At 58.5% G+C, this 21,681-nt stretch carries 20 protein-coding genes and 1 tRNA gene; 8 read left to right on the top strand and 13 right to left on the bottom strand.

Going from position 1 to position 21,681, the window contains the following annotated elements; all coding sequences use genetic code 11:
• Nucleotides 1–5: 5 nt before the first annotated feature.
• Nucleotides 6–80, bottom strand: a tRNA-Gly gene (locus JMF94_RS14380).
• Nucleotides 81–324: 244 nt separating this feature from the next.
• The gene (locus JMF94_RS14375; RefSeq protein WP_240825939.1) at nt 325–1,626 is read right to left on the bottom strand and encodes a phenylacetate--CoA ligase; all 1,302 of its coding nucleotides are present in this window, start codon (nt 1,624–1,626) and stop codon (nt 325–327) included.
• Nucleotides 1,627–1,816: 190 nt separating this feature from the next.
• Between JMF94_RS14375 and rsfS the strand changes: the two genes are divergently transcribed.
• The 4 genes from rsfS to JMF94_RS14355 all read left to right on the top strand — a co-directional run bounded on the left by rsfS (nt 1,817) and on the right by JMF94_RS14355 (nt 6,005).
• Nucleotides 1,817–2,230, top strand: coding sequence for a ribosome silencing factor (rsfS, locus tag JMF94_RS14370; RefSeq protein ID WP_240825938.1), 414 nt, complete (start codon nt 1,817–1,819; stop codon nt 2,228–2,230).
• Nucleotides 2,227–3,783, top strand: a complete 1,557-nt coding sequence (gene gpmI / locus JMF94_RS14365) for a 2,3-bisphosphoglycerate-independent phosphoglycerate mutase (protein ID WP_240825944.1) — start codon at nt 2,227–2,229, stop codon at nt 3,781–3,783. Before rsfS ends, gpmI begins: the two co-directional genes overlap by 4 nt.
• Complete coding sequence (locus JMF94_RS14360; protein WP_022659449.1) at nt 3,776–4,018, top strand: hypothetical protein; 243 nt, start codon at nt 3,776–3,778, stop codon at nt 4,016–4,018. The genes gpmI and JMF94_RS14360 overlap by 8 nt, the downstream gene beginning before the upstream one ends.
• Nucleotides 4,019–4,451: 433 nt before the next feature.
• A complete protein-coding gene (locus JMF94_RS14355; protein ID WP_240825937.1) occupies nt 4,452–6,005 on the top strand; it encodes an outer membrane homotrimeric porin in 1,554 nt (517 codons plus the stop codon).
• Nucleotides 6,006–6,392: 387 nt separating this feature from the next.
• Here JMF94_RS14355 and pstA read toward each other — a convergent pair whose 3' ends face one another.
• The 3 genes from pstA to JMF94_RS14340 form a co-directional block, all read right to left on the bottom strand.
• Nucleotides 6,393–7,211 (bottom strand): phosphate ABC transporter permease PstA, encoded by an 819-nt coding sequence (gene pstA / locus JMF94_RS14350; protein ID WP_240825943.1) that lies wholly within the window; start codon nt 7,209–7,211, stop codon nt 6,393–6,395.
• Between the two features lie 231 nt (nt 7,212–7,442).
• Nucleotides 7,443–8,333 carry a phosphate ABC transporter permease subunit PstC gene (gene pstC / locus JMF94_RS14345; protein WP_240825936.1) on the bottom strand — a complete coding sequence of 297 codons (891 nt, stop codon included), beginning with the start codon at nt 8,331–8,333 and terminating at the stop codon, nt 7,443–7,445.
• Between the two features lie 81 nt (nt 8,334–8,414).
• Nucleotides 8,415–9,233, bottom strand: coding sequence for a PstS family phosphate ABC transporter substrate-binding protein (locus JMF94_RS14340; RefSeq protein ID WP_240825935.1), 819 nt, complete (start codon nt 9,231–9,233; stop codon nt 8,415–8,417).
• 246 nt (nt 9,234–9,479) lie between these two features.
• Here JMF94_RS14340 and JMF94_RS14335 point away from each other — a divergent pair, with 246 nt between their 5' ends.
• From JMF94_RS14335 to phoU, 4 genes are all read left to right on the top strand, one after another.
• On the top strand, nt 9,480–10,157 hold the full coding sequence (locus tag JMF94_RS14335) for a response regulator (RefSeq protein WP_240825934.1): 678 nt from the start codon (nt 9,480–9,482) through the stop codon (nt 10,155–10,157).
• A 127-nt stretch (nt 10,158–10,284) separates the two neighbouring features.
• On the top strand, nt 10,285–12,174 hold the full coding sequence (locus tag JMF94_RS14330; protein WP_240825933.1) for an ATP-binding protein: 1,890 nt from the start codon (nt 10,285–10,287) through the stop codon (nt 12,172–12,174).
• Complete coding sequence (gene pstB / locus JMF94_RS14325; RefSeq protein ID WP_022659457.1) at nt 12,171–12,926, top strand: phosphate ABC transporter ATP-binding protein PstB; 756 nt, start codon at nt 12,171–12,173, stop codon at nt 12,924–12,926. Before JMF94_RS14330 ends, pstB begins: the two co-directional genes overlap by 4 nt.
• A gap of 106 nt (nt 12,927–13,032) precedes the next feature.
• Nucleotides 13,033–13,860 (top strand): phosphate signaling complex protein PhoU, encoded by an 828-nt coding sequence (phoU, locus tag JMF94_RS14320; RefSeq protein ID WP_240825932.1) that lies wholly within the window; start codon nt 13,033–13,035, stop codon nt 13,858–13,860.
• 83 nt (nt 13,861–13,943) lie between these two features.
• On the opposite strand, the gene dapA is transcribed toward phoU, so the two are convergent.
• From dapA to JMF94_RS14280, 8 genes are all read right to left on the bottom strand, one after another.
• Nucleotides 13,944–14,822: a 4-hydroxy-tetrahydrodipicolinate synthase gene (dapA, locus tag JMF94_RS14315; protein ID WP_240825929.1), complete on the bottom strand. Its 879-nt coding sequence runs from the start codon at nt 14,820–14,822 to the stop codon at nt 13,944–13,946.
• Nucleotides 14,823–14,938: 116 nt separating this feature from the next.
• Nucleotides 14,939–15,214, bottom strand: coding sequence for an HU family DNA-binding protein (locus tag JMF94_RS14310; RefSeq protein ID WP_022659461.1), 276 nt, complete (start codon nt 15,212–15,214; stop codon nt 14,939–14,941).
• A gap of 114 nt (nt 15,215–15,328) precedes the next feature.
• Entirely contained in the window at nt 15,329–16,141 is an 813-nt protein-coding gene (locus JMF94_RS14305; RefSeq protein ID WP_240825927.1) for a MinD/ParA family protein, read from the bottom strand.
• Nucleotides 16,141–16,938: a GGDEF domain-containing protein gene (locus tag JMF94_RS14300; RefSeq protein WP_240825925.1), complete on the bottom strand. Its 798-nt coding sequence runs from the start codon at nt 16,936–16,938 to the stop codon at nt 16,141–16,143. Before JMF94_RS14300 ends, JMF94_RS14305 begins: the two co-directional genes overlap by 1 nt.
• Nucleotides 16,922–18,035 (bottom strand): peptide chain release factor 2 gene (gene prfB / locus JMF94_RS14295; RefSeq protein WP_240825923.1). Its coding sequence is split into 2 segments (ribosomal slippage): nt 16,922–17,959 and nt 17,961–18,035, totalling 1,113 coding nucleotides; the frame shifts between segments, so codons are not numbered across the junction. The genes JMF94_RS14300 and prfB overlap by 17 nt, the downstream gene beginning before the upstream one ends.
• Nucleotides 18,036–18,141: 106 nt before the next feature.
• Nucleotides 18,142–19,752, bottom strand: coding sequence for an apolipoprotein N-acyltransferase (gene lnt, locus JMF94_RS14290; protein ID WP_240825921.1), 1,611 nt, complete (start codon nt 19,750–19,752; stop codon nt 18,142–18,144).
• Entirely contained in the window at nt 19,749–20,618 is an 870-nt protein-coding gene (locus JMF94_RS14285; protein WP_022659466.1) for a hemolysin family protein, read from the bottom strand. The genes lnt and JMF94_RS14285 overlap by 4 nt, the downstream gene beginning before the upstream one ends.
• Nucleotides 20,619–20,733: 115 nt before the next feature.
• Entirely contained in the window at nt 20,734–21,666 is a 933-nt protein-coding gene (locus JMF94_RS14280) for a hypothetical protein (protein ID WP_240825919.1), read from the bottom strand.
• Between the last annotated feature and the right edge of the window lie 15 nt (nt 21,667–21,681).

Raw genomic sequence — 21,681 nt, 5'->3', positions numbered from 1 at the left:
AAAAGTGGAGCGGGAGACGGGATTTGAACCCGCGACTTCAACCTTGGCAAGGTTGCACTCTACCACTGAGTTACTCCCGCTCAGCGAGAAAACGTTCTACGCGGACTAGGCTGAGGTGTCAAGCATTGCTGGACTTTTTTTCGCCGCTTTTTTGACAAATTTGTTAATTAGCTGAAATAACAAATAAAATATCCAGCTGTCATCCGTCGAGACGGAGCCCCCTCTTTGCAATCAGGGCCACCGGCACTACCGATGGCCCCACACATGCCGCACGCGCCGTGTTTAGGCGCGCATGCAGGCCGTATATTTCGCCTGGTCTCTAGCCTAATCCTTGCGGTTGTCCACAATGCGCTTGGCCTTGCCCTCGGAGCGCTCAATGGAGCGGGGTTCCATCAGGCGTACCTTGGCGGAGACGCCCAGATATTCCTTGATGGTCTTTTGCAGGCGGCCTTCAAGCATTTGCAGCTTGCGGATTTCATCTGCAAAGAGGTTTTCGTTCATTTCAACGCGCACTTCAAGGGTATCAAGGTTGTGCACGCGATCGACGATGATCTGGTAATTGGGGGAAAGCCCCTCGCTTTCCATCAGGATGCCCTCAATCTGCTGCGGGAACACGTTGACGCCACGGATGATGAGCATGTCGTCGCTGCGGCCCTGGAGGCGCGAAATGCGAACGTGGGTGCGACCGCAACGGCAGGGAGTGTAATCAAGGCTGGTGAGGTCGCGCGTGCGGTAGCGCAACATGGGGATGCCTTCCTTGGTCAGTGTGGTCAGCACCAGTTCGCCCACTTCGCCGGGGGGGAGCTGGTCGCCCGTAACGGGGTCAATGATCTCGGGCAGAATGTGGTCTTCCCACAAATGCATGCCGCACTTTGCTTCTTCGCATTCCATGGCAACGCCGGGCCCCATGATTTCGGACAGGCCGTAAATGTTCATGGCGCTGATGTCCATTTTGTCCTCAATGTCGCGGCGCATGGCTTCAGACCACGGCTCGGCACCGAACACACCCACGCGCAGGGGCAGATCGCGAAAATTGACGCCCACTTCCATGGACGCTTCCCACAGATGCAGACCGTATGAAGGCGTGGCGCAGAGCACAGTTGCGCCAAAATCGCGCAGCAAACCGGCCTGACGCCGTGTCGCGCCGCCAGAAGCGGGAACAACAGTGGCGCCAAGGCGTTCTGCGCCATAGTGCGCGCCAAGCCCGCCGGTAAAGAGGCCGTAACCATAGGCCACATGCACTACGTCCGAGCGCACCACGCCTGCGGCCGCCAGGCTGCGGGCCATCAGCTCCGCCCATGTTTCAAGGTCGCGCTGGGTATAGCCCACCACAACAGATTTGCCAGTGGTGCCGCTGGAGGCGTGCAGGCGCACAATGTGATCCTTGGGAACCGCAAAAAGGCCATAGGGATAGTGGTTGCGCAGATCCTGCTTTTCCGTAAAGGGCAGCAGTTTCAGATCCGCCAGCGACTTGATGTCGGCAGGGGTGATGCCCGTCTCGTCAAAGCGTTTGCGATAAAAGGGCACGTTGGCGTAGACGCGGTTGCACAAATCACGCAGGCGGCGCAGTTGCAGCGCCTCCATTTCTTCGCGTGGCAGAGTTTCCTGTTTGATGTTGAAAAGCACGGCCCTCTCCTTCTGCGGCTGGCGTTTGGCGGCGCAAAAGCGCGACGCTGATCCCTGAAAAGCTTCGTTTGGGTATGCCGCAATGCGCTGGCGCGGTCAATACAGATTGGCGCGATTTCGCGCCCGTTTCAGCGCGTTGGCGGCTTGCTGCGCCATTGCTCTTGCCCCGTCTTTACGTTATGTGCAGGGTATGGAAAACAACACTTCTTCTTCACCTGCAGGGGGCACTGCCCCCAAGCGTTATTCGGATGCCCCTCTGGAAGAAAAGCTGGCGGACGTGGTCACGTGGCTTGAAGAGCATAAGGCCGCGCGCGTGGTCAGCATCGATATGGCCGGGCAGGGCGGTTTTGCCGAGGCTCTGGTCATTGCCAGCGCCGGTTCGGTGCGTCACGCCCAGAGCCTCGCCGATGGCGTGGGCGAACTTTGCCGCCAGCGCAATTTTGAATATCTGCGCATGGAAGGCTACACCGCCGGTCAATGGATTCTGGTGGACATGAACGACATTGTCGTCAACGTTTTTCTGGAGCCGGTGCGCGAGCTTTACGGCCTTGAAGCCCTGTGGGGCAAGGCCGCATCTCTGGCCGAAGCCCGAAGCGGGGAATAATCATGACGCCCACGCTCTTGCTGATTCTTGATGGCTGGGGGATTGCCGAGCCGGGGCCCGGCAACGCGCCCTATATTGCAGCTACACCCAATATGGATGCGCTCATGGCGCGCTGCCCGCATTCCCAACTGACTGCCTCCGGGCGCGATGTGGGGCTGCCGCGCGGCTATATGGGCAATTCCGAGGTGGGGCATCTGAACATCGGCGCAGGCCGCGTGGTGTATCAGGACATGACCCGCATCGACGTGGCGCTGGAAGACGGCAGCTTTGTCGCCAATCCGGTGCTCAACGGGCTGCTTGAATCAATTCGCAAGAGCGGCGGCAAGCTGCATCTGGCGGGGCTGCTTTCTGATGGCGGTGTGCACAGTCACATCCATCACCTTGAAGCCCTGTGCGTCATGGCCCATAAGGCCGGGGTGCCCGTGCGCATCCACTGCCTCATGGATGGGCGCGACCGCGACCCGCACAGCGGCGTGGATTTTATGCGCGCGCTGCAAAAGAGCATCGAAGGGCAACCCAAGACGCGCATCGCCAGCATGGTGGGCCGTTTTTTTGCCATGGATCGCGACAAGCACTGGGAGCGCCTTGCCGAAGCGTGGGAAGTTATCGTTCACGGTACCCCTGCAACAACGCTTACACCCGTTGCGGCCATTGAAGCCTCGTATGCGGCTGGCATCACAGACGAATTCATCAAACCCCTGTGCTTTGCAACGGGCGATGACGCAGGCATGGCCGATGGCGACGGCTTGTTCCTGTTCAACTTCCGCGCAGACCGTATGCGTCAGTTCACCCAGGCTTTTATTCAGCCGGGGTTTGACGGTTTTGATCGCGGCCGCGTTCCGGTTCTGGCCGGAGTTGCTTCAATGACCGCCTATGAATCAAGTTTTAATATCCCCGTGGCCTTTCCCAAGGAGGCCGTGAGCATGGGGCTTGGCGAGGTGGTTTCCCGGCATGGACTGAAGCAGCTACGCCTTGCGGAAACGGAAAAATACGCGCACGTCACCTACTTTTTCAACGGCGGGCTTGAAGAGCCTTTTGCTGGTGAGGATCGTATTCTTGTGCCGTCCCCCCGCGAGGTGAAAACCTACGATCAAAAGCCCTCCATGAGCGCCGTTGAAGTGACGGACAAGTTTGTGGAAGCCTGGAATTCCGGCGCGTACGATCTTGTGGTCTGCAATCTCGCCAATGGCGACATGGTGGGCCATACGGGCATTCTCCAGGCTGCGGTCAACGCCTGCGAAGTGGTTGATGCCTGCCTGGGGCGCATGGTCGCAGCTGTGGAGGCACGCAAGGGCCGCATGATTGTTATTGCCGACCACGGCAATTGCGAAAAGATGCTCACGCCCGAAGGCCAGCCCCACACGGCTCACACCACCAATCCCGTTCCCTGCATTCTGCTGGAGCCGGATGGAAAGGTGCATGCTCTGGCAGATGGCAGGCTGGCCGATGTAGCCACCACCATTCTTGGTCTTTGGGGAATGCAGCCTTCTGAACTGATGACCGGGCGCAATCTGGCCGCGCCCCAAAATGAAGGGGAGGCCAGCCGTGGCTGAGCGCAAGCGACCCGTCCAGCCTGTTGCGCCTGACGGAATGGAGATCCTGTTTTTTTATCAGTGCCCCAACTGCGGCAAGCACGTGCCGCAAGCAAGCCCAACGGAGCCGCGCATGGTGCGCTGCCCTGGCTGCTCCCAGTCCTTTCCCATCATTCCGGTTGACGAGCACAGCCTGCACTATGTGCGCATTATGCTGGCAGAGGGCAAAGCTGCCGCTGATCCTGATTTTCTGTAAGTCGAAGTACCAGTAAGTTTTGGTTTTTGGGTGAGTCCGTGGCCCGCCCCTGTTCATGCTGCCGCAGCAATGCTGGCTTTGAACAGGGGCGGGCTTTTGTGTGCGAACCTGCCTCCATTAAAATGAGGCGGCTTCTTGTCCTGCAAAAATTTGAACGCGTTTTTGCGGCAAACCCACGCAGGCAGTTTTGGGGAATAATAGGTGTATGATGGCTCCTGGCGCAGCTAGTTTCGTGGCTTTGGATTGGCGGAATGAAGGCCTTGGCATTGCCTGCATGTCATTTAAGCGTCATATTTCTGCCATTGTGACAGTCTGGTAAAAATTTTTTGACGAAAATGGTTGCCATCATCCATGATTCTAGGTATGTTTTCACAGCCTGTGTTGGAGCAGGCCTGTGTCAACCCTGTGGGAAAAACTAGAGAGGAAGGGATTTATGAAACGCATCTGTACGCTTATCCTGGCCGCTGGCTTGGTGTTCGGCGCGGCCACCGGTGCCAGCGCCATTGATTTCAAGGCCAAGGGCCAGTGGCTCATGGGCTTCGGCGTGGGCACTGACAGCATGGTCAGCAAAACACGTACCGGCAATGACGGCAAGGTCAAAGCCAACAATACCGATATGTTTGACGCTCAGCAGCGTGTGCGCTTGCAGTTGGATGCAGTGGCTTCTGAAGCCCTGTCCGGCACCGTGTACTTTGAAATCGGCACGCAGAAGTGGGGCCAGTCCTCCACTGGCGGTGCCCTCGGCGCTGACGGCAACAATCAGGTGCGCGTGAAAAACGCCTACATCGACTGGGCTATCCCCCAGACCGATGCCAAGATCCGTATGGGTATCCAGGGTCTTGCCCTGCCCAACACCATTGCTGGCGGATCCGCCGTGCTTGACACCGATGTGGCCGCTGTTGTCGGTTCGTACAAATTCAACGAAAACGTGGGCCTTACCGCGTTCTGGGCACGTCCCTTCAACGACAACTACACTGGTGGCGACCCCCGCTACTCTGACCGCGCGAACTACCTTGACAACATGGATCTGTTCGGCGTGATGGCTCCCCTGACCTTTGACGGCGTTAATCTTACGCCTTGGGTCATGTACGGCATGATGGGCAGAAATGCCCTGACCAACGGCAGCAATCCCAATGCTAACCCCGGCAGCCGTGACGGTAACCCGCCTTTGACCCTTTTGCCCTATCCTGTGGGCACCTCGATTGCCAATGCCGATTATGTTCGTCTGGGCGGCACCAGCAAGTCTTACGGTTCCATGTTCTGGGCTGGTCTGCCCCTGGCTGTGACCATGTTCGATCCCTTGAACATCGAACTGGACATCAACTACGGCTATGTGGAATCCATGGGCCGTTACGATGTGCAGAAGGGCCAGGGCGGCGATTGGGTGCGCGGCAGCACTCAGCGTCAGGGCTGGCTGGCCAAGGCTCTTGTTGAATACAAAATGGATTGGGCTACCCCCGGCCTGTTCGGCTGGTACGCTTCCGGCGATGACGGCAGCGTGAAGAACGGCTCTGAACGCATGCCTTCTATCGTTCCTACCGGCAACATGACCTCCTACATGGGCGACGGCAATATGGGCTGGCTGCGTCAGGACTACGGCGTTGACTACTCCGGCACCTGGGGCATCGGCGCCCAGTTGAAGGACATGAGCTTCCTGGAAGACCTGAAGCACACCTTCCGCGTGGCCTACTGGGGCGGCACCAACAGCACCAGCATGGTTAAATACATGCGCAACGCTTATGCTTGGACCGAAGGCTACAACTCTGACAACAACTCCATCATGCCCTATATGACCACCAATGATGGTCTTGTGGAGTTCAACCTTGTGAACTCCTACAAGATCTACCAGAACCTGGAAATGAACCTGGAACTGGATTACCTGGTCAACTGCATGGACAACAGCACCTGGAAGAAGGCCCAGACTCCTAGCTCGTTCAGCAAGCAGGATATGTGGAAGGCCCAGGTGGTCTTCGCGTACAGCTTCTAGCCCAAGCGCAACCGTCTCGGACGGTTTGATACGCATTCAAAGGGAGGCCTTCGGGCCTCCCTTTTTGCGTCTGTGCCAAGGCTTTTTGTTGAGCCATGGCTCTGGCCTTCAGCCCTCCCCAGCGTAAAGCTGCCAGCGCTGTTCGGGAGGAGAGCGCAACGGCAGAAGCGCAAGACCGCGTGGCTTTTCGCCAATCTGACAACCTCTCAGCTTGTCTCTACAGCGGATAGAACGGATCCCGCCGCTGGATGTGCGGCAATGCAGCAGCCTGCCTTTGCTTCCAGCACTGATGGTAAGATCATAACGACCAGAGCCCGCTTTCGCGGGCTCTGACAGAGAGGAGGGAAGGAGAGGGTATTGGAGTCTGGAGGCGGGAGGGTGTGAGAATTAGTGGCGTTTCTGCAACCTGTCGCGCAGGATGATGGCAAGCAGGTTCATACCCAGTACCAGCAAGAGCAGCACGAGGCCGGTGCCGTATTGCAGGGGGCGGGTCTTGTCGATTTCCGTACCAGCCGTGGCAAGAACATACATATGATAGGGGAGCGCCATGACCGGGCTGAATATGGAATCCGGCCCCTTGGGCATATAGAATACCGAGGCCGTAAACATGATGGCGGCGGTTTCGCCCGCAGCACGCGCCACGCCAAGAATAGCCCCAGTGAGCATGCCGGGCAGCGCGCTTGGCAAAATAACACGGGCAATAGTCTGCGATTTGGTTGCGCCCAGAGCCAGCGAGGCCTCGCGGTATGTGTCCGGCACGTTGCGCAGGGCTTCCTCGGCTGTGCCGATAATGACCGGCAGGGTCAGGACCGCAAGGGTGAGCACGCCAGAAAGAATACTAACGCCAAATCCACAAAAGGTAACAAAAAACGAAAGTCCGAACAGGCCAAAGACAACCGAAGGCACACCCGCGAGGTTGTTGACCCCCAGCCGCACGAAGCGGGCAAAGGCGTTACGCTTGGCGTATTCATTGAGGTACACGGCGGAGGCCACGCCCAGAGGAAACGCCAGCAAAAGTGAACCCAGCGAAAGAATTGCCGTGCCGACGATACAGGGGAATATACCGCCCTTGGTCATCATCTGCCGGGGAGCCTCGGTCAGGAACGACCAGCTCAGGGCAGGCAAGCCGTTTTGCAGCAAAAAGGCGCATACGGCCAGCAATGCCAGCACGTTACAAGCGGCAATCGCGCGCAACATCCAGAACATGAAGGTCTGGTACTGCCCACGGCCCTTGCCGCTGGCAAATTGCAGGCGCACGCCTTCTTCGCGCGGCGGTTCTTCTGCATCGTGGTGTTTGAGGTCTGCTTCCAGAGGGCGCGGTGTGAGCTTGATGCTCGGCCCGGTGGAAGGAACAGGGGTAAGGCGGCTGGTGGCTGACATGGATTTTTCCTCGTTCTGAACTGGCGTCATACTGCGCAACCTGGCAACACTGAACGGTTACAGGCTTGAGGTTCCCACCTGACGGTGCTTCTCGGCTATGTATCCGGCAGCCAGATTGAAGGCCAGCGTCAGGAAAAAGAGCACAATGCCAATGGCAAAAAGCGCGTGGTAGTGCTCGCTACGGAATGCTGCTTCCGCCATTTCTGCGGCAATGCTGGCGGGCATGGGCCGCACCGGGTCAAGCAGCGAGGTGGGGATGATGCCAGCACCGCCAGCAACCATCAGCACCACCATGGTTTCACCGATGGCGCGCGACATGCCAAGCATCACAGCTGTGCCTATGCCCGAAAGAGCGGCAGGAATAACCACTCGCACTGTGGTCTGCCAGCGGGTAGCGCCCAGTGCCAGCGATGCCTCGCGCAGGTCGCGCGGCACACCGAACAGGGCATCTTCAGACACGGAGCAGATGGTCGGCACGCTCATGAGCGCCAGCACCAGCGAGGCATTGAGCAGATTCAAGCCTGTGGCTGCGTCCAGAAAATCCTGTAGGAAGGGCGCAAGCACCACCATACCCAGAAAACCCAGCACAACCGAGGGCAATGCCGCCAGCAGTTCCACGAAAGGCTTAATGACGCGCCGCACATTGGGGTGAGCGATTTCCGTCAGGTAAACCGCTGTCAGCACCCCCATGGGCACCGCCAGCAGAGACGAAAGCACCGTCACCGCCAGTGAGGCCACCAGCAGGGGGAATATGCCGAACAATCCCGGTTCCTCAGTGGGATACCACAGGTTGCCGAAAAGAAAATTGAGGAAGGGATATTCGCTGAAAAGCGGCAGGCCTTCCATGAAGAGAAAAATGACAATACCAGCCAGAGCCAGCAGCGAGCTGCCTGCCATGGTGGTAAGGGTGACGCGCACCGCTTTTTCCTTGATGTCTCTGGAGCGCATTGCGCTTTCTCCCCGGCGGGTGCGGGAGGCACATGCCGTCCCGCTCCGCCGATGCTGTGGGTGTAACGCGGTAGTATCTACCTACTTGCCCAGGGGCACATAACCCACTTCAAGTACGTTCTTCTGGCCCTTGCCGGGATCCAGGAGGTAATCCACAAAGGCCTTGGCGCCGCCAGCAGGCGCGCCGTTGGTGAAGACAAAAAGTTCGCGGGCGATGGGCCACTGCTTTGAAAGGGCGGTCTGGGCGCTGGCGGTCACATCATTGACCTTGAGGCCCTTGGTGGACTTGTCGAGATAGCCAAGACCAACATAGCCGATGGCGTTCTTGTTCTTGGAAATGGCCTGCACCACAGCGCCGTTGGACGCCTGCATGAGGGCGGCGGGGTTAACGCGCTCTTCCTTCATGATAAGTTCCTGCCAGCATTCAAAGGTGCCGGAGGACGTATCGCGGGAGATGACAACGATCTTGCCGTCCTGACCGCCAATTTCCTTCCAGTTGGTGATCTTGCCAGCGTAAATGTCGCGCAGCTGGGCAGTGGTGAGGGCGGCAACAGGGTTGGCGGGGTTGACCACAGGTACGATGGCGTCAATGGCAACAACAACTCGGTTGGGGGTCACGCCGTTTTTTTTGGCGGCTTCAACTTCTTTTTCCTTGATGTCGCGTGAGCTCATGGCGATGTCGCACTGTTTTTCAATGAGTGCCTTGATGCCGTTGCCGGAACCGCCGCCGGAAATGCTCAGTTCCACATCGGGGTGGGAGGCCATGAAAGCTTCGCCAGCTTTCTGGACCACAGGAAGCACAGTCGTGGAACCGTTGATGACAACCTGTTGGGCAGCCATGGCCGGAGCGCTAAGGCTCAGAACCGTGAGGGCAGTGGCGAGCAGTTTTCCGATAGACATGGATTTTCTCCTTGGTTTCTAATGTTGGTGCCGGGGCGTTTCCCGGTACGTTTCTCTTTTTGCCCGCCTCTGTTACAGAAATATGACGAAACGAAGAAGACTGCGTGAAGCTGCAATCTGCGCAATTAACATGCTGAAATATTGCAGATTGTTTAAAATGTTTTTCGTCACGCAATTGTAACATGCCCTCCATCAGTTTGGCGCACAAAGCCGCTGTACTCTGTTTGCGTCATAGAGGTGAAACATATGAGCCAGCAAATACTGATAGTTGAAGACGAAGCCGATATTCGTGAACTTTTGCGTTTCAATCTTGAGCGCGAGGGATTCACCGTGCATGAAGCAGCCGACGGCACACAGGGTCTGGCCCTTGCCCGGCAGCACACCCCCGACCTGGTGCTCCTTGATGTGATGCTCCCGGGTGTGGATGGATTTGAGGTGTGCCGCCGCCTTGGGGCGCAGGCTGAAACCTCCCACATTCCGGTACTCATGCTCACCGCACGTGGTGAAGAAGTGGACCGGGTGGTGGGACTGAGCCTTGGCGCTGATGATTATGTGGTCAAACCTTTCAGCGTCCGCGAGCTGATGTTGCGCGTCAAGGCCGTGCTGCGGCGCGGCGGGCGCAAGGTTGAAAGCCCCGTGCTTGAACGCCACGGCATACGCCTGCGCACTGAGGCGCATTCCGCCGAAGTGGAAGGCGAGCTGTTGAGCCTCACAGCAACGGAATTCCGGCTGCTTGAAGACCTGCTGCGGCATGCCGGATCAGTCCGTACCCGGGAGCAGCTTCTCAACAACGTTTGGGGGTATTCCTTTGAAGGCTATGCCCGCACCGTGGATACGCATGTGCGCAGGCTGCGCGCCAAGCTGGGCGAGGCAGCTCCCATGCTGGAGACTGTGCGCGGCGTTGGCTACCGCATCAAGGAATAAGGCGCAGCGACGGGAACAGGGCGGTATGCCTGGCTGATGGCCGACAGTGTCATCGTTTGATCGTTTTGAGGTTGCACATCCTTAAAATGTAATTGCCCACGACAGCATGTTACGAGCGAGAAAAACCATGCTTTCTTTCAGAACACGAATTTTTTGCAGCGTGCTTGCCGCAGCGCTCATTGCTTCGGGAATAGCCGTTTATTACGGCAGGGCTTCCTTTGAGCAGAGCCAGGTTGACGCGGCCCGTGAAAGGCTGCTGCGCGAAACTACGCTGTCTGCCGCCATTCTTGACAAGGCAGGGGCGAACCCTGAGGGCCTGCGCGAGCTGGCAGGCATACTGCAAATGCCGCAGGAACGGCTTTCGCTCCTTGACAACAACGGCAACGTGCTGGCCGACACTGCGCCGGGCGCGCAGCCGGTTTCCAAGCTCGACAACCATGCGGACAGGCCGGAGGTACGGGCTGCCATGCAGGGCGGGCAGGGATATTCCGTGCGTTCGAGCGGTACGCTGGGCACAGATATGGCGTATGCCTCGGTGCGCGTGAATGACGCGCGGCTGCTGCGTATTGCCCTGCCGCTGAACAACCTGCAACAGGAAATTGAAAGTCGCGTAGCTGTATTTACCAGAATCGGCATTGTAACGCTGGTGCTCTCGCTGATTCTCGCGGGCCTGCTCTCCGGCGCGCTGCGCAATTCACTTTCACAGATGGTCTCTGTGGTGGAAGCCATTTCACTGGGGAATTTTCAGCGGCGTTTGCGGCGCATTCCCGGCAGGGAATTTGCCCCGCTGGCTGAAGCCGTGAACCGTATGGCCGAGAATATTGAAGACCATGTGCGCACGGCAGCGGAGCAGACGGCCCAGCTTGAAAGCATACTGGAAACCATGAGCGACGGCGTACTGGTGCTGGGCCCGCACGGGCGCATTCGCCGCTGCAACCGCGCGTTGGCTCGTGAATTTCCTGCTGCGGCATCGGCCTTGGGCGCGCAGGTGGTGGAAGTCATTCCTTCGCCGCAGTTGCAGGCCGCTGTGGATGCCGCCATGGCCGCCTGCCCGGTACCCGTTTCTGCGCCAGGTTCTGCGCACAGTTCTGGGGCAACCCCGGCAGACGCGGTACAAAACAGTGGTGCCTTCGCTGCGGAACACGAGAGCGCTTCTACAGGCGAAGATCCAACACTCAATCGGGAGCAGCGGTATCTGCAACTTGAGCTTTCGTCCGGACAGGTCATGTCGGTTTGCATCTCCCGCCCCTGCGGCCTTGAGCATCTGGGCCAGACCGGCGTGGGCGCGGTGGCGGTATTCCACGATATTACCGAGCTTATGCGCCTGGAGCGCGTGCGCCGCGATTTTGTGGCCAATGTGTCGCATGAGCTGCGCACCCCGCTGACAGCCATTCAGGGCTATGCTGAAACCCTTATCAGCTTGGATGCCTCGCCAGAATGTCGCCGCTTTGGCGAAATCATTCTGAAACACGGGGTTTGCCTTAGCCGTATGGTGGATGATCTGCTCACCCTTGCCCGACTGGAGGGCAAGACAGGCAGTCTGGAACTCAGCCCCATGGATCCGCGCGATGCCGTATCGCAGGCAACGGGTATGTGCCGCGAAGTGCTTGAGCGCCGGAAGTGTTCGGTGGTTGTGGATATCCCCGAAGACTGCCGCGTGATGGCAAGCCAGCCGCATCTGGCGCAGGTGTTCAGAAACCTTATTGAAAACGCGGGACGTTACGCGCCGGAAGGCGGCGATGTGCGCATCAGCGCGCGCGTGAGCGGCCCGGATGTGGTCTTTCGCGTGGTGGATGACGGCCCCGGTATTCCCAAGGCCGATCTGGAGCGCATTTTTGAACGTTTTTATCAGGTGGAGCGGCACAGGGGGCAGGCAACTACCGGTCTTGGCCTGGCCATCTGCAAACACATTGTTGAACGGCACGGTGGCCGCATCCGGGCGGAAAGCCCGGCGCAGGACGGCAGCACGGCCCTTGTTTTCACCCTATCTTCCGTTTACGGAGCGGCACTTTCATGAACGAGCATCTGCTGGCACGCAACGTCAGTGTATACTACGGGCAAAACAAGGCCCTGCACGAAGTAAGCCTGAATTTTGAGCCGCGCAGGGTTACGGCCCTGATTGGCCCCTCGGGCTGTGGCAAATCAACCTTTCTGCGCTGTCTGAATCGCATGAACGACCTTGTTCCCGGCGCGCGCGTAGAAGGCGAAATCCTTCTGGATGGTCAGGACGTGAACCGTCCCGATACAGATGTGGTTTCGCTGCGCTGCCGCGTGGGCATGGTCTTTCAGAAGCCCAATCCCTTCCCTAAAACCATTTACGAAAACGTGGCCTACGGCCTGCGCGTCAATGGCCTGCGGGACGAAAGCCTGATTGCTGAAAAAGTGGAACTTTCCCTGCGCCGGGCCGCCATTTTTGAAGAAGTCAAAGACCGCCTGCAAAGCCCGGCGCTTGGGCTTTCCGGCGGGCAGCAGCAGCGCCTGTGCATTGCCCGCGCCCTGGCTGTGGAGCCGGAAGTGCTGCTTATGGACGAACCCGCCAGCGCCCTTGACCCCATCGCCACGCAAAAGATTGAAGAAAGTATCCGCGAATTGCGCGAATCGCTTTCCATCATCATTGTTACGCACAACATGCAACAGGCGGCCCGCGTTTCTGACTACACGGCATTTTTTTACATGGGCAGGCTTATTGAACACAACGCCACGGATGTCATGTTCACCAGACCGGCCAAGAAGCAGACGGAAGATTATATTACAGGCCGTTTTGGCTAACCGCCTGCTCTCGCAGCCGTCAGGCCGTCATGTTCAGGCGCTGCCAGCGCGCACTTGAGAGCGCGGGCAGTTCACATTCAAGCGTAATTGTTCCGGGAGAACGATCATGCAGCAACAGGCCAATTATTTGCAACAACTGCTCGTATCACTGCGCACCAGGCTGCTGGTCATGTGCGCCAGCGTGGGCATTGCCCTGGAAGACGCCGGCAAGGCCATGGCGGCTGGTGATCCGGGCCGCGCGGCATCAGTCATTGAAAACGATGCCGCCATTGACGCTCTGGAAAATGAAATTGACGAGATGGCCCTGCAACTGCTTGCCCGCACACAGCCCGTTGCCGGAGATCTGCGTTTTGTGGTCAGCGCTCTGCGTATGGTGGTTGATCTTGAGCGCATTGGCGACGAAGCCGTGAGCATGGCCGAGCAGGCTATTTTGATGCAGGACAAGCCTGGCTTTGGGGTGATCCCCCATGTGCGCGAAATGTACTACAAGGCCAGCGAGGCTTTTGACCGCGCCGTGCGTGTGTTCCGTGAAAACAATGCGCAAGACGCCCTGCATATGCTGCGCGGTGATGAAGAAGCCGTGCAAAGCGAAGTGCGCATCATCCAGCAGATTATGGAAAGCCTTTCTGACCCTGATGCCTCGCTGGATCCCTATCAGGCCATGCACATCATACTTGTGACCCGCTCGCTTACACGCGTGTGGCGGCGTTCCATCAACATTGCGGAGCAGGTCTACTTTATCAGCCAGGGCGAAAGCGTGAAGCACAAGAGTGAAGAACGCGGCGAAGGGGCGCGCACTGGCGGCGCGGTCCAGTCAGCTGGTATGGCTGACTTCGCGTCCAGTACCTCGTCGGTTTCCGCCATGCACGCGGACGCAGACGATGCGGCTGATGATGCGGCAGACGATACCGCTGGCCCTGAAGACCGCGCCTGATATCAGACTGTTATTGCAGGCTGAACGCAAAAGCCCCCGAACCTGCGAGGCTCGGGGGCTTTGTCATATCTGATGCAACAAGGCTAGATGAGGTTCTGCTGGCGCAGCACTTCAATGAGTTTTTGTTTGGTGCTCTCGGCCATGGGGCACAAGGGCAGGCGGATTTCCGCTTCCATGCGGCCCATGAGCGCAAGGGCCGTCTTGGCCGGAATGGGATTGCTCTCAAAAAACAGGGCATCGTGCAGGGGGAAGAGCGCGTGATGGATGCGCGCAGCTTCCTTGAGGTCGCCCTTGTTGAAGGCATTGCACATGTCTGCTACGCGCCCTGGCACAAGATTTGAGGTAACGGAAATGATACCCTTGCCGCCAAGCGCCATGAGGGGCAGAGCGGTAAAGTCATCGCCGGAGAGAACGCTGAAGTTTTCGGGGCAGCTTTCAAGTACGCGGCTGCCCTGAATCAGGTCGCCGGTGGCTTCCTTGACGCCCACAATGTTGGGAAAGTCGTGCGCCATACGGGCCAGAGTGGCGGGCAGCAGATTGCAACCCGTGCGACCCGGCACGTTGTAGGGCACCAGGGGCATGTCCACTGCCTGGGCAATGGCCTTGAAGTGCTGGTACAGGCCTTCCTGAGTGGGCTTGTTGTAATAGGGGGTGATGAGCAGCGCGCCGTCGGCCCCGGCCTTTTGCGCAAACTTGGTCAGGCGGATGGCTTCCATGGTGTTGTTGGAACCCGCGCCCGCCAGTACCGGAACACGCCCCTTGACCTGATCTATGCATATTTCAATGACCCTTTCGTGTTCCTCATGGGTCAGGGTGGCGGATTCGCCCGTGGTGCCGCAGGGAACCAGACCGTGAATGCCTTCGCTGATCTGGTGTTCAATAAATGCGCGGTATGCTTCTTCGTCCAGAGCGTTGTTCTTGAACGGGGTTACAAGCGCGGTCAATGCACCTGAAAATTGCATTACAGACTCCTGTGTGTCAGCGCGCTGCAAAAAGCGAACAAAAGCCCGCGCGAAGGTTTGGCCCTCGCAGGCAGGCGGCCCCGCACGGGCCTCAGGTTCGGCAGCGCGTTACGGCCTTACTGATTGATAAATTCTTTCAATTCCTTGCCCGCTCGGAAAAAGGGCAGGCGTTTCGATTCAACAACGACGCTTTCGCCGGTTTTAGGATTGCGGCCAGCGTAGCCTTCGTACTCCTTGATTTTGAAGCTGCCGAAGCCGCGTATTTCAATACGCTCTCCGGAAAGCAGAGATTTTTTCATTGCGTCGAAGAAGGTGTTGACCACCAACGACGCGTCGTCCAGAGGAATGTTGGTTTCGTCGGCCAGTGCCTTGATAAGCTCGCTCTTGTTCATCATGCCTCCGTGACCGCGTTACAAGTTTGCCCGACAGGGCGACAACGTCGGGCATTTATTAGTAATTCAACCCTATACCTTTTCTCAGACAAGGTAAACAGTTTGACAAAAAATCTAGTCCTGAACCGGAACCGGCTGCAAAATGTTGCGCGATCCAAGCCAGTCAAGCATTCCCAGCCTGATGCGCTGCAAGCGCGAGGCCATATTCTGCAAATCCAGCGCAGCGGGGCTGCCCGGAGAGTGCATCATCAGCGGCTTTTGCAGGCAGACTGCCTCTGGCAATTTTTTGTCGGAGCGCACATGCCCCAGCAAAACAGGCTCTATGTGCAGAAAATGTTTGCACGCGCCGGAAAGTTTGTCGAATGAAGATTTTGCCTCGGCCTGGGAGGTGGCCTGATTGACCAGCACCATGAAGTCGCGCAGGCCGTAACGGCTGTTGAGCACCTTGATGAGGGCGTAGCTGTCGGTCAGGGACGTAGGCTCGGGCGTGATGACAACAACACGCACCGAGGCCATGGCGGCAAAGGTCTGCACTGTGCCGGAAATGCCTGCGCCGATATCCATGAAAACAAAATCATATTTGTGCAGCACAGGTTCCAGCCGGGAGAGCAGCAGGTCGCGCGCCTCGGGTTGCAGCTCGGTCAGTTCCGGCACACCAGACGCTGCGGGCAGCACGGCAAAATCCTCACCATCAATCTGGCAGAGCACGTCCGATACATCGGCTTCGCCCAAGAGGGCTGTCTGGAGGTTGCCTTCCGGCGTAATGCCAAGCAGCACGTCAAGGTTCGCAAGGCCCAGATCGCAGTCCATCAACAGGGTTTTAAATCCCTGCTGGTGCAGGGCGCAGGCTATATTGAGCGACATGTTTGTTTTGCCCACCCCGCCTTTGCCGCTCAGCAGGGCAACGCTCAATGTCGTATTTGCCATCAGTTTCCCCCAAAGAAGAGAAATCGTTTTTCGCTGGAATGTACAAGGGTGGTTCTGGCGTCAAGGGCTGCACCACCCGCTATGCAAATGTGGCCGTGTTTCTGGGCCAGAGCCTCGTCCGTGGCCTGTGCGGCCTTGCCCAGCAGGGCCTCGGGGGTTGGTCTGCCCCCCTGATCGGCGCAGGCTATGCCCAAGGCGCAATTGGCCTTTGCCGCATGCCTGCTTTTGCTGGCAATGGGAATTTCCGCTACGCGGACAGCAAAGATTTTTTGAATCTGCTCGGCCATCAGGCGTGCGCGCAGCACGCTGACGCCGGGCAAGAGCAGGGCAAAGCGCCCAAGGCCGGTACAGCCAAGGGTGTCGCATTCCTCGCGGCACTGCCGCAGGCAGTCCACAAGCAGGGTTTCCAGCGCCTGAACCGAGGCCTCGTCCAGATGCGCCTTGTCCAAAATAACAGCTTCAATCACCGCCAGATCGCCCCCGGTACGGGAAAGGCGCAAGAGTTCGCGGCTTATCTGTACCGTAAACATCTCGGCCATGAGCAGGTGGGCAAGGTGCCCGGGGGCATTGCTGGGGCCGCCGCCAAGTTCCGGCAAAAGGCCGGGGCTGGCAGGCAGGGCGCACCAGCGCCCTGTGGGGTAGCGGCGCAAAAATTCCTGCCACCTGCTGACGTTGAAACCCGGCAGCAGCCGAGCCACCAGCACAGATTCGCCGCTGCTGCGCGAAGCTGTACCGTCTGCCTGCCGCAAGGCAAGCAGCTCGTTGGCAAGTGCGTCAAAATCAGCGTTGTTGCTCATGGCGGTGCAGCAGGTAATCGTGTTGGAACTGGTCGATCTGACCGTTCAAAACGCCTTCCACATCTCCGGCTTCGGAGCCGGTGCGGTGATCCTTGACCAGCCTGTAGGGCTGCAAGGTGTACGTGCGGATCTGGCTGCCAAAGGCGATGGCGTCCTTGCCAGCGTATTCCGCCTGCCGCTCAGCATCGCGTTTTTGCAGCTCGATGTTGTAGAGGCGGGCGCGCAAAACGCGCATGGCCGTGTCCTTGTTGTGGTGCTGAGATTTTTCGTTCTGGCACTGGGCAGTAACACCTGTGGGAATATGGGTCACGCGCACGGCAGAACTTGTGGTGTTGACGCTCTGCCCGCCGGGGCCGCTGGAGCGGAAAATATCCACGCGGATGTCGGATTCCTTGATGTCCAGCTCAATATCGTTGCCCACGTCGGGGATCACATCCACAGATGCAAAGGAGGTGTGGCGGCGGCCCGATGAATCGAAAGGCGAAATACGGATAAGTCGGTGGATGCCGCGCTCGCTTTTGAGAAAGCCAAAGGCATGCGGCCCGGCAATGCGCAGGGTAACGCTTTTAACGCCCGCCTCGTCGCCCGGCAGGTAGTCCAGCTCTTCCACTGTGTACTTGTGGCGCGCGGCCCAGCGGGTATACATGCGCAGCAGCATTTCGGCCCAGTCCTGCGACTCTGTGCCGCCAGCGCCGGGGTGGATTTCAAGGATGGCGTCCTGATTGTCTTCCTCGCCGGAAAGCAGCATGACAAGCTCGGTTTCGTCCAGCAGGGCGGCAAGATCGCGGTTCTGCTGGTCAAGGGATTCCAGAGCTTCGGGGTCTTCGCTTTCAGAGGCCAGGGCCAGCCATTCGTTCATGTCGTCGTGGCAAGTCTTGAGGCGGCTGAGACGCTCAATTTCTTCTTCAAGACGCCTTTTTTCCTGCAAAACAGGAGTCAGCGCTTCGGGATTGTCCCATGCGCCGGGGCGGGAAATTTCGTGTTCGATGTCCTGCAGGCGCTTCTGGCTGGCGGCAACGTCAAAGACGCCCCCAGAGGGTGGCGAAACGTTGGGAAAGGGGCTGGCATGCGGCGCGCAGATCACTGAGTTGCAACATTGTGGATACTATGGGGGTTAAGGTGAATGGTCTGAGGCGTAAAACCGCGCAACCGGGAGGATGCACCTCCCCATGCGCGCGGCGTTGACCGCGCAAGACCAAAAAATCAGGAACAGCTGGCGGCTTTGTCGCGATCTTTTGCAAACCTGCCGCCGGGGCCGAGCAGCAGCAGGGCCAGAAATGCCAGGGCTGCCCCGGGCATAAGCCAGGGCGAAATACTGTGGAACAGGCTTGGCGCAGTCACAAGCGCCGCCTTGCCCCAGACGGCCTGAGCCTTGAACTGGCCTCCGTGCATGGTCAGCCGGGCGCGCGGGTCCACCACAACAGAAATACCCGTGTTGGTGCCGCGCAATATCCAGCGGTTCTGCTCCACGGCCCGCAAGGCAGTGAGGTAGAGATGCTGCCGTGCCGCCGGAGTGTTGCCAAACCAGCCGTCATTGCTGATATCTACAAGAATATTTGCCCCATCCGCCACGCGGTTCTGGGCAAGCCACGGGAATATTCCCTCATAGCAGATGAGCATTCCCAGAGCAAGATTGTCCTGCCGCAGCGGGGCGACAGCGGTGCCAGTCTGGTACACGCCAACCCCTTGCAGCAATGCTTCCAGAAATCCCCAGTTGAGCCATTCCGGCAGATATTCGCCAAAGGGAACCAGATGTTCCTTGTCGTAATATCCGACAGTATCGCCCTTGGGGTTCAGTAAAAAGGCCCGGTTGAAAACATCGGGATCTTTTTTGCCTGGGTGGCGCTCGAGGCCCGGCGCACCAAACAGCAGAGGGCTACCGCTGCGGGCCGCCAGCTCGCGAATGCGCGGGGCATGCAGGGCATTAACCTCAAAAAAGAAAGGCATGGCTGTTTCCGGCCACACAATGAGGGGGCGGGCATCGGGTTTTTGCGCAAGGCCCTGATACGTCAGGCCCAGATACAGATCCACAGTCTGCCGCTGAAAAGCGGGAACCCACTTCTGGTTCTGGTCAACGTTGCCTTCCACATAGAGCACATCCACGCTGTCCGGCCCGGTAGGCTCTGTGACCATCGGGTTGGCGTAAAGCCGCCAGCCACCGTAGCACAGCAGGGCAATCGTGAGCACAAGGCCGGGGATCAGGCTTGCGCGGTCGGGGCAGAAGCGCCGGGGCCCGCAGGCAAAGGCAAGGCCGCACAGCAGGGCCGCCATGCTCCACACTCCAGTAAGGGCGTAACCGCCCACCATGTCCGCAGCCTGCACCAGTATGGGCCAGGGGGACAAAGCCCCGGCCATGTCCAGCCAGGGGAATCCCAGGGCAAGGGCATAGATTGCTTCAAGCAGATACCACAAGAGGCCAAGCAGTACGGCCTGCACCCAGGCGGGCCTGTGGCGGAACATATGAGCCGCGAGGGCAAACAGGCCGCCGGCACTGCCAATGCAGGTCACGATGAACAGCGCGCAGGGAACGGCCAGCAGCCAGGGCAGGCCGCCCACGTTGTGTACGGGCAGGGTGAGCCAGTAGAGCGCTGCCATGCCGCCCGCAATGGTGCCAATCCAGCCCATGCGCAAGGCAATGGCGCGGCTTGCGGCCTCCCGGCCAAGCAATGCCAGCGCCACAGGCCACAGGAACACCAGTGGAGGAAAGTTGATAAGATCGTTGGGAAAACCCAGCCACAGACCTAGTGCGGCAGCAAGGCACAAGACCCAGCCGCGCTGCGTGGCCCCTGGCGCTTCAGGACGGAACAGCTTCATGCTTTTGCCGCTTCTTCCTCTTCCGTGGCCGGAGCGGGCGCGGCGTGGTCAGCAGGTTCCATGCGCAGGCGGATAATAAGCTTCCTGTCAGCTTCAAGTACGGTAAAGGCCCAGCCGCGCAGGGTAAAGCGCTCGCCGGGGCCGGGGACGTGCCCCGCCTCCATGCTCAGGTAGCCGCCGATGGTGTCCACCTCGTCAGAATCCAGATCAACGCCCAAGTCTTCAATGTCTTCCAGCAGGGCGCGGCCTGTGAGTTCGTAAACGTTTTCACCGAGGGGGCGGATGTCTTCCTGACGCGGGGCATCGTGTTCGTCTTCAATATCACCCACGATTTCTTCCAGCACATCCTCGATGGTAATAAGGCCGGATGTGCCGCCGTATTCGTCAAGCGCAATGGCAATGTGCTGTTTGCGTGCGCGAAATTCCTGCAGCAGGGTGCGGATGGACTTGGTCTCGGGCACAAAGAAAGGCTCGCGCATGACCCGCGAAACAGCGGGGGCGTGATCCCCCTGATCCAGCAGGCTGCTGAGAACATCCTTGGCGTGGAGAATGCCCACGATATTGTCGCGGGTGTCCTTGTATACGGGAATGCGCGAATGACCAGAGCGCACAATGATGCGCGCCACTTCCTGAAGCGGCATGTCATCGGGAACGCAGTCTATATCGGTGCGGGGGATCATGGTGTCCTGCACCTGAAGATCGTTGAAGCGCAGGATGCCAAGGAGCATGGATTCCTCGTAGGGTTCCACCTCGCCGTCGGCTCGTGCTTCCAGAATGGCTTTTTCGAGAGATTCCTGATCGTCGTGCCCGAACAGTCTGCTCAGGCGCGACCAGATGGTACTGTGACCTTCCGTGCCGCCGTCCAAAATAACCTCCTAGGTTGGCGTACTCACTACGCGCCGCGCGCGTTTGCCTGCGGTGCAACCGCCACGGCAGAATTTTCCTGCTAACGTATTTTCACGTTTTTACTGTCAATATGCCTTAGCCAGTCAGCTTGCGCTGCTGGATATCCATTTGCATCACCCACTGGGTAATGGGCGAAACACCGCTTTTGGGGGTGCTGTGGAACCAGTTGATATCGGCCTTGCCCTGTTCCAGAACCGCCCAGTTGCTGAATTCTGTCCCCAGAACCAGAGCCGGGGTGGGTTCTTTCTGCATGCGGATATTGAGCACGTCACAGGTGCACCAGAATGTGACCACGCGGTCTTCCTTGCTCATCTGATAGATGATGAGACAAAGTAACTGGGAACCTTTGTCGAGGTCAACTGGCTTGTCTTCCAGCGATTCGGTGGGAAAGCGCAGGGCCATGCCTGTGGCGGAAATGTCGGCCACCTGCACAAGCTCGTTTTCCATGCCGGATTTGTAATGCAGCAGGGGTCTGCCGATTTCAGCCGTGTTGCGGGGCATGGGCTTGGCGGGATCCATCTCCCACACGCCGATAACGCGCACCAGATCCTTGGGTGGTTTTACGCGGATGAAATGGCGCTTTTGCCCGGCGTCTATATCCTTTGGCATGGCAAGGAGAAGGCGCGATTTGTCGTACGCGCCCTTCACTTGGACAATCTGGGTCTGGAATTTAAAAAAGGAAGGACCTTCGGGCAGGGTGGCGCGAAAGAATACTTCCACCGGGGTGCCTTCAAGCTCACGTGATACGTAGGAAAGAACTTCCATCTCAAGCTGGGTGGAAAGTATCCTGGCGAGGGTGCCAGCCATGCCCTTGCTGTTGTGGAGTTCCTCAACGTTAAGGTCGAATATTTCGTTCTGTTCCTGCGCAGTCTCAAGCATGCGGCGGATGATTTCCGCACGCTTTGCCGCGTGGCGCATGCTCTGCAACCGGCCTTTGACCGAGACGAGCGTGGCGCAAAGCGCCGCAAGCAGAATGCCGACAACAATAAGAAGTTGGGTGCCCGTCATAGATTCACCGATGTC

Source organism: Desulfovibrio sp. UIB00, assembly GCF_022508225.1.
In the GTDB taxonomy this organism is placed as follows: domain Bacteria; phylum Desulfobacterota; class Desulfovibrionia; order Desulfovibrionales; family Desulfovibrionaceae; genus Desulfovibrio.
The sequence above is the reverse complement of the archived record's forward strand: the minus strand, read 5'-3'. Positions and strand labels throughout refer to the sequence as shown.

Excerpts from the sequence above, each read along its gene's own strand:
- phoU (WP_240825932.1), top strand. The coding sequence starts at position 13,033 with ATGCAGCAACAGGCCAATTATTTGCAACAACTGCTCGTATCACTGCGC.
- JMF94_RS14280 (WP_240825919.1), bottom strand. The coding sequence starts at position 21,666 with ATGACGGGCACCCAACTTCTTATTGTTGTCGGCATTCTGCTTGCGGCG.
- pstB (WP_022659457.1), top strand. The coding sequence starts at position 12,171 with ATGAACGAGCATCTGCTGGCACGCAACGTCAGTGTATACTACGGGCAA.
- lnt (WP_240825921.1), bottom strand. The coding sequence starts at position 19,752 with ATGAAGCTGTTCCGTCCTGAAGCGCCAGGGGCCACGCAGCGCGGCTGG.
- JMF94_RS14300 (WP_240825925.1), bottom strand. The coding sequence starts at position 16,938 with ATGAGCAACAACGCTGATTTTGACGCACTTGCCAACGAGCTGCTTGCC.
- pstA (WP_240825943.1), bottom strand. The coding sequence starts at position 7,211 with ATGTTCTGGATGTTGCGCGCGATTGCCGCTTGTAACGTGCTGGCATTG.
- JMF94_RS14310 (WP_022659461.1), bottom strand. The coding sequence starts at position 15,214 with ATGAACAAGAGCGAGCTTATCAAGGCACTGGCCGACGAAACCAACATT.
- dapA (WP_240825929.1), bottom strand. The coding sequence starts at position 14,822 with ATGCAATTTTCAGGTGCATTGACCGCGCTTGTAACCCCGTTCAAGAAC.
- JMF94_RS14305 (WP_240825927.1), bottom strand. The coding sequence starts at position 16,141 with ATGGCAAATACGACATTGAGCGTTGCCCTGCTGAGCGGCAAAGGCGGG.
- JMF94_RS14340 (WP_240825935.1), bottom strand. The coding sequence starts at position 9,233 with ATGTCTATCGGAAAACTGCTCGCCACTGCCCTCACGGTTCTGAGCCTT.
- JMF94_RS14335 (WP_240825934.1), top strand. The coding sequence starts at position 9,480 with ATGAGCCAGCAAATACTGATAGTTGAAGACGAAGCCGATATTCGTGAA.
- pstC (WP_240825936.1), bottom strand. The coding sequence starts at position 8,333 with ATGCGCTCCAGAGACATCAAGGAAAAAGCGGTGCGCGTCACCCTTACC.
- JMF94_RS14330 (WP_240825933.1), top strand. The coding sequence starts at position 10,285 with ATGCTTTCTTTCAGAACACGAATTTTTTGCAGCGTGCTTGCCGCAGCG.
- JMF94_RS14355 (WP_240825937.1), top strand. The coding sequence starts at position 4,452 with ATGAAACGCATCTGTACGCTTATCCTGGCCGCTGGCTTGGTGTTCGGC.
- rsfS (WP_240825938.1), top strand. The coding sequence starts at position 1,817 with ATGGAAAACAACACTTCTTCTTCACCTGCAGGGGGCACTGCCCCCAAG.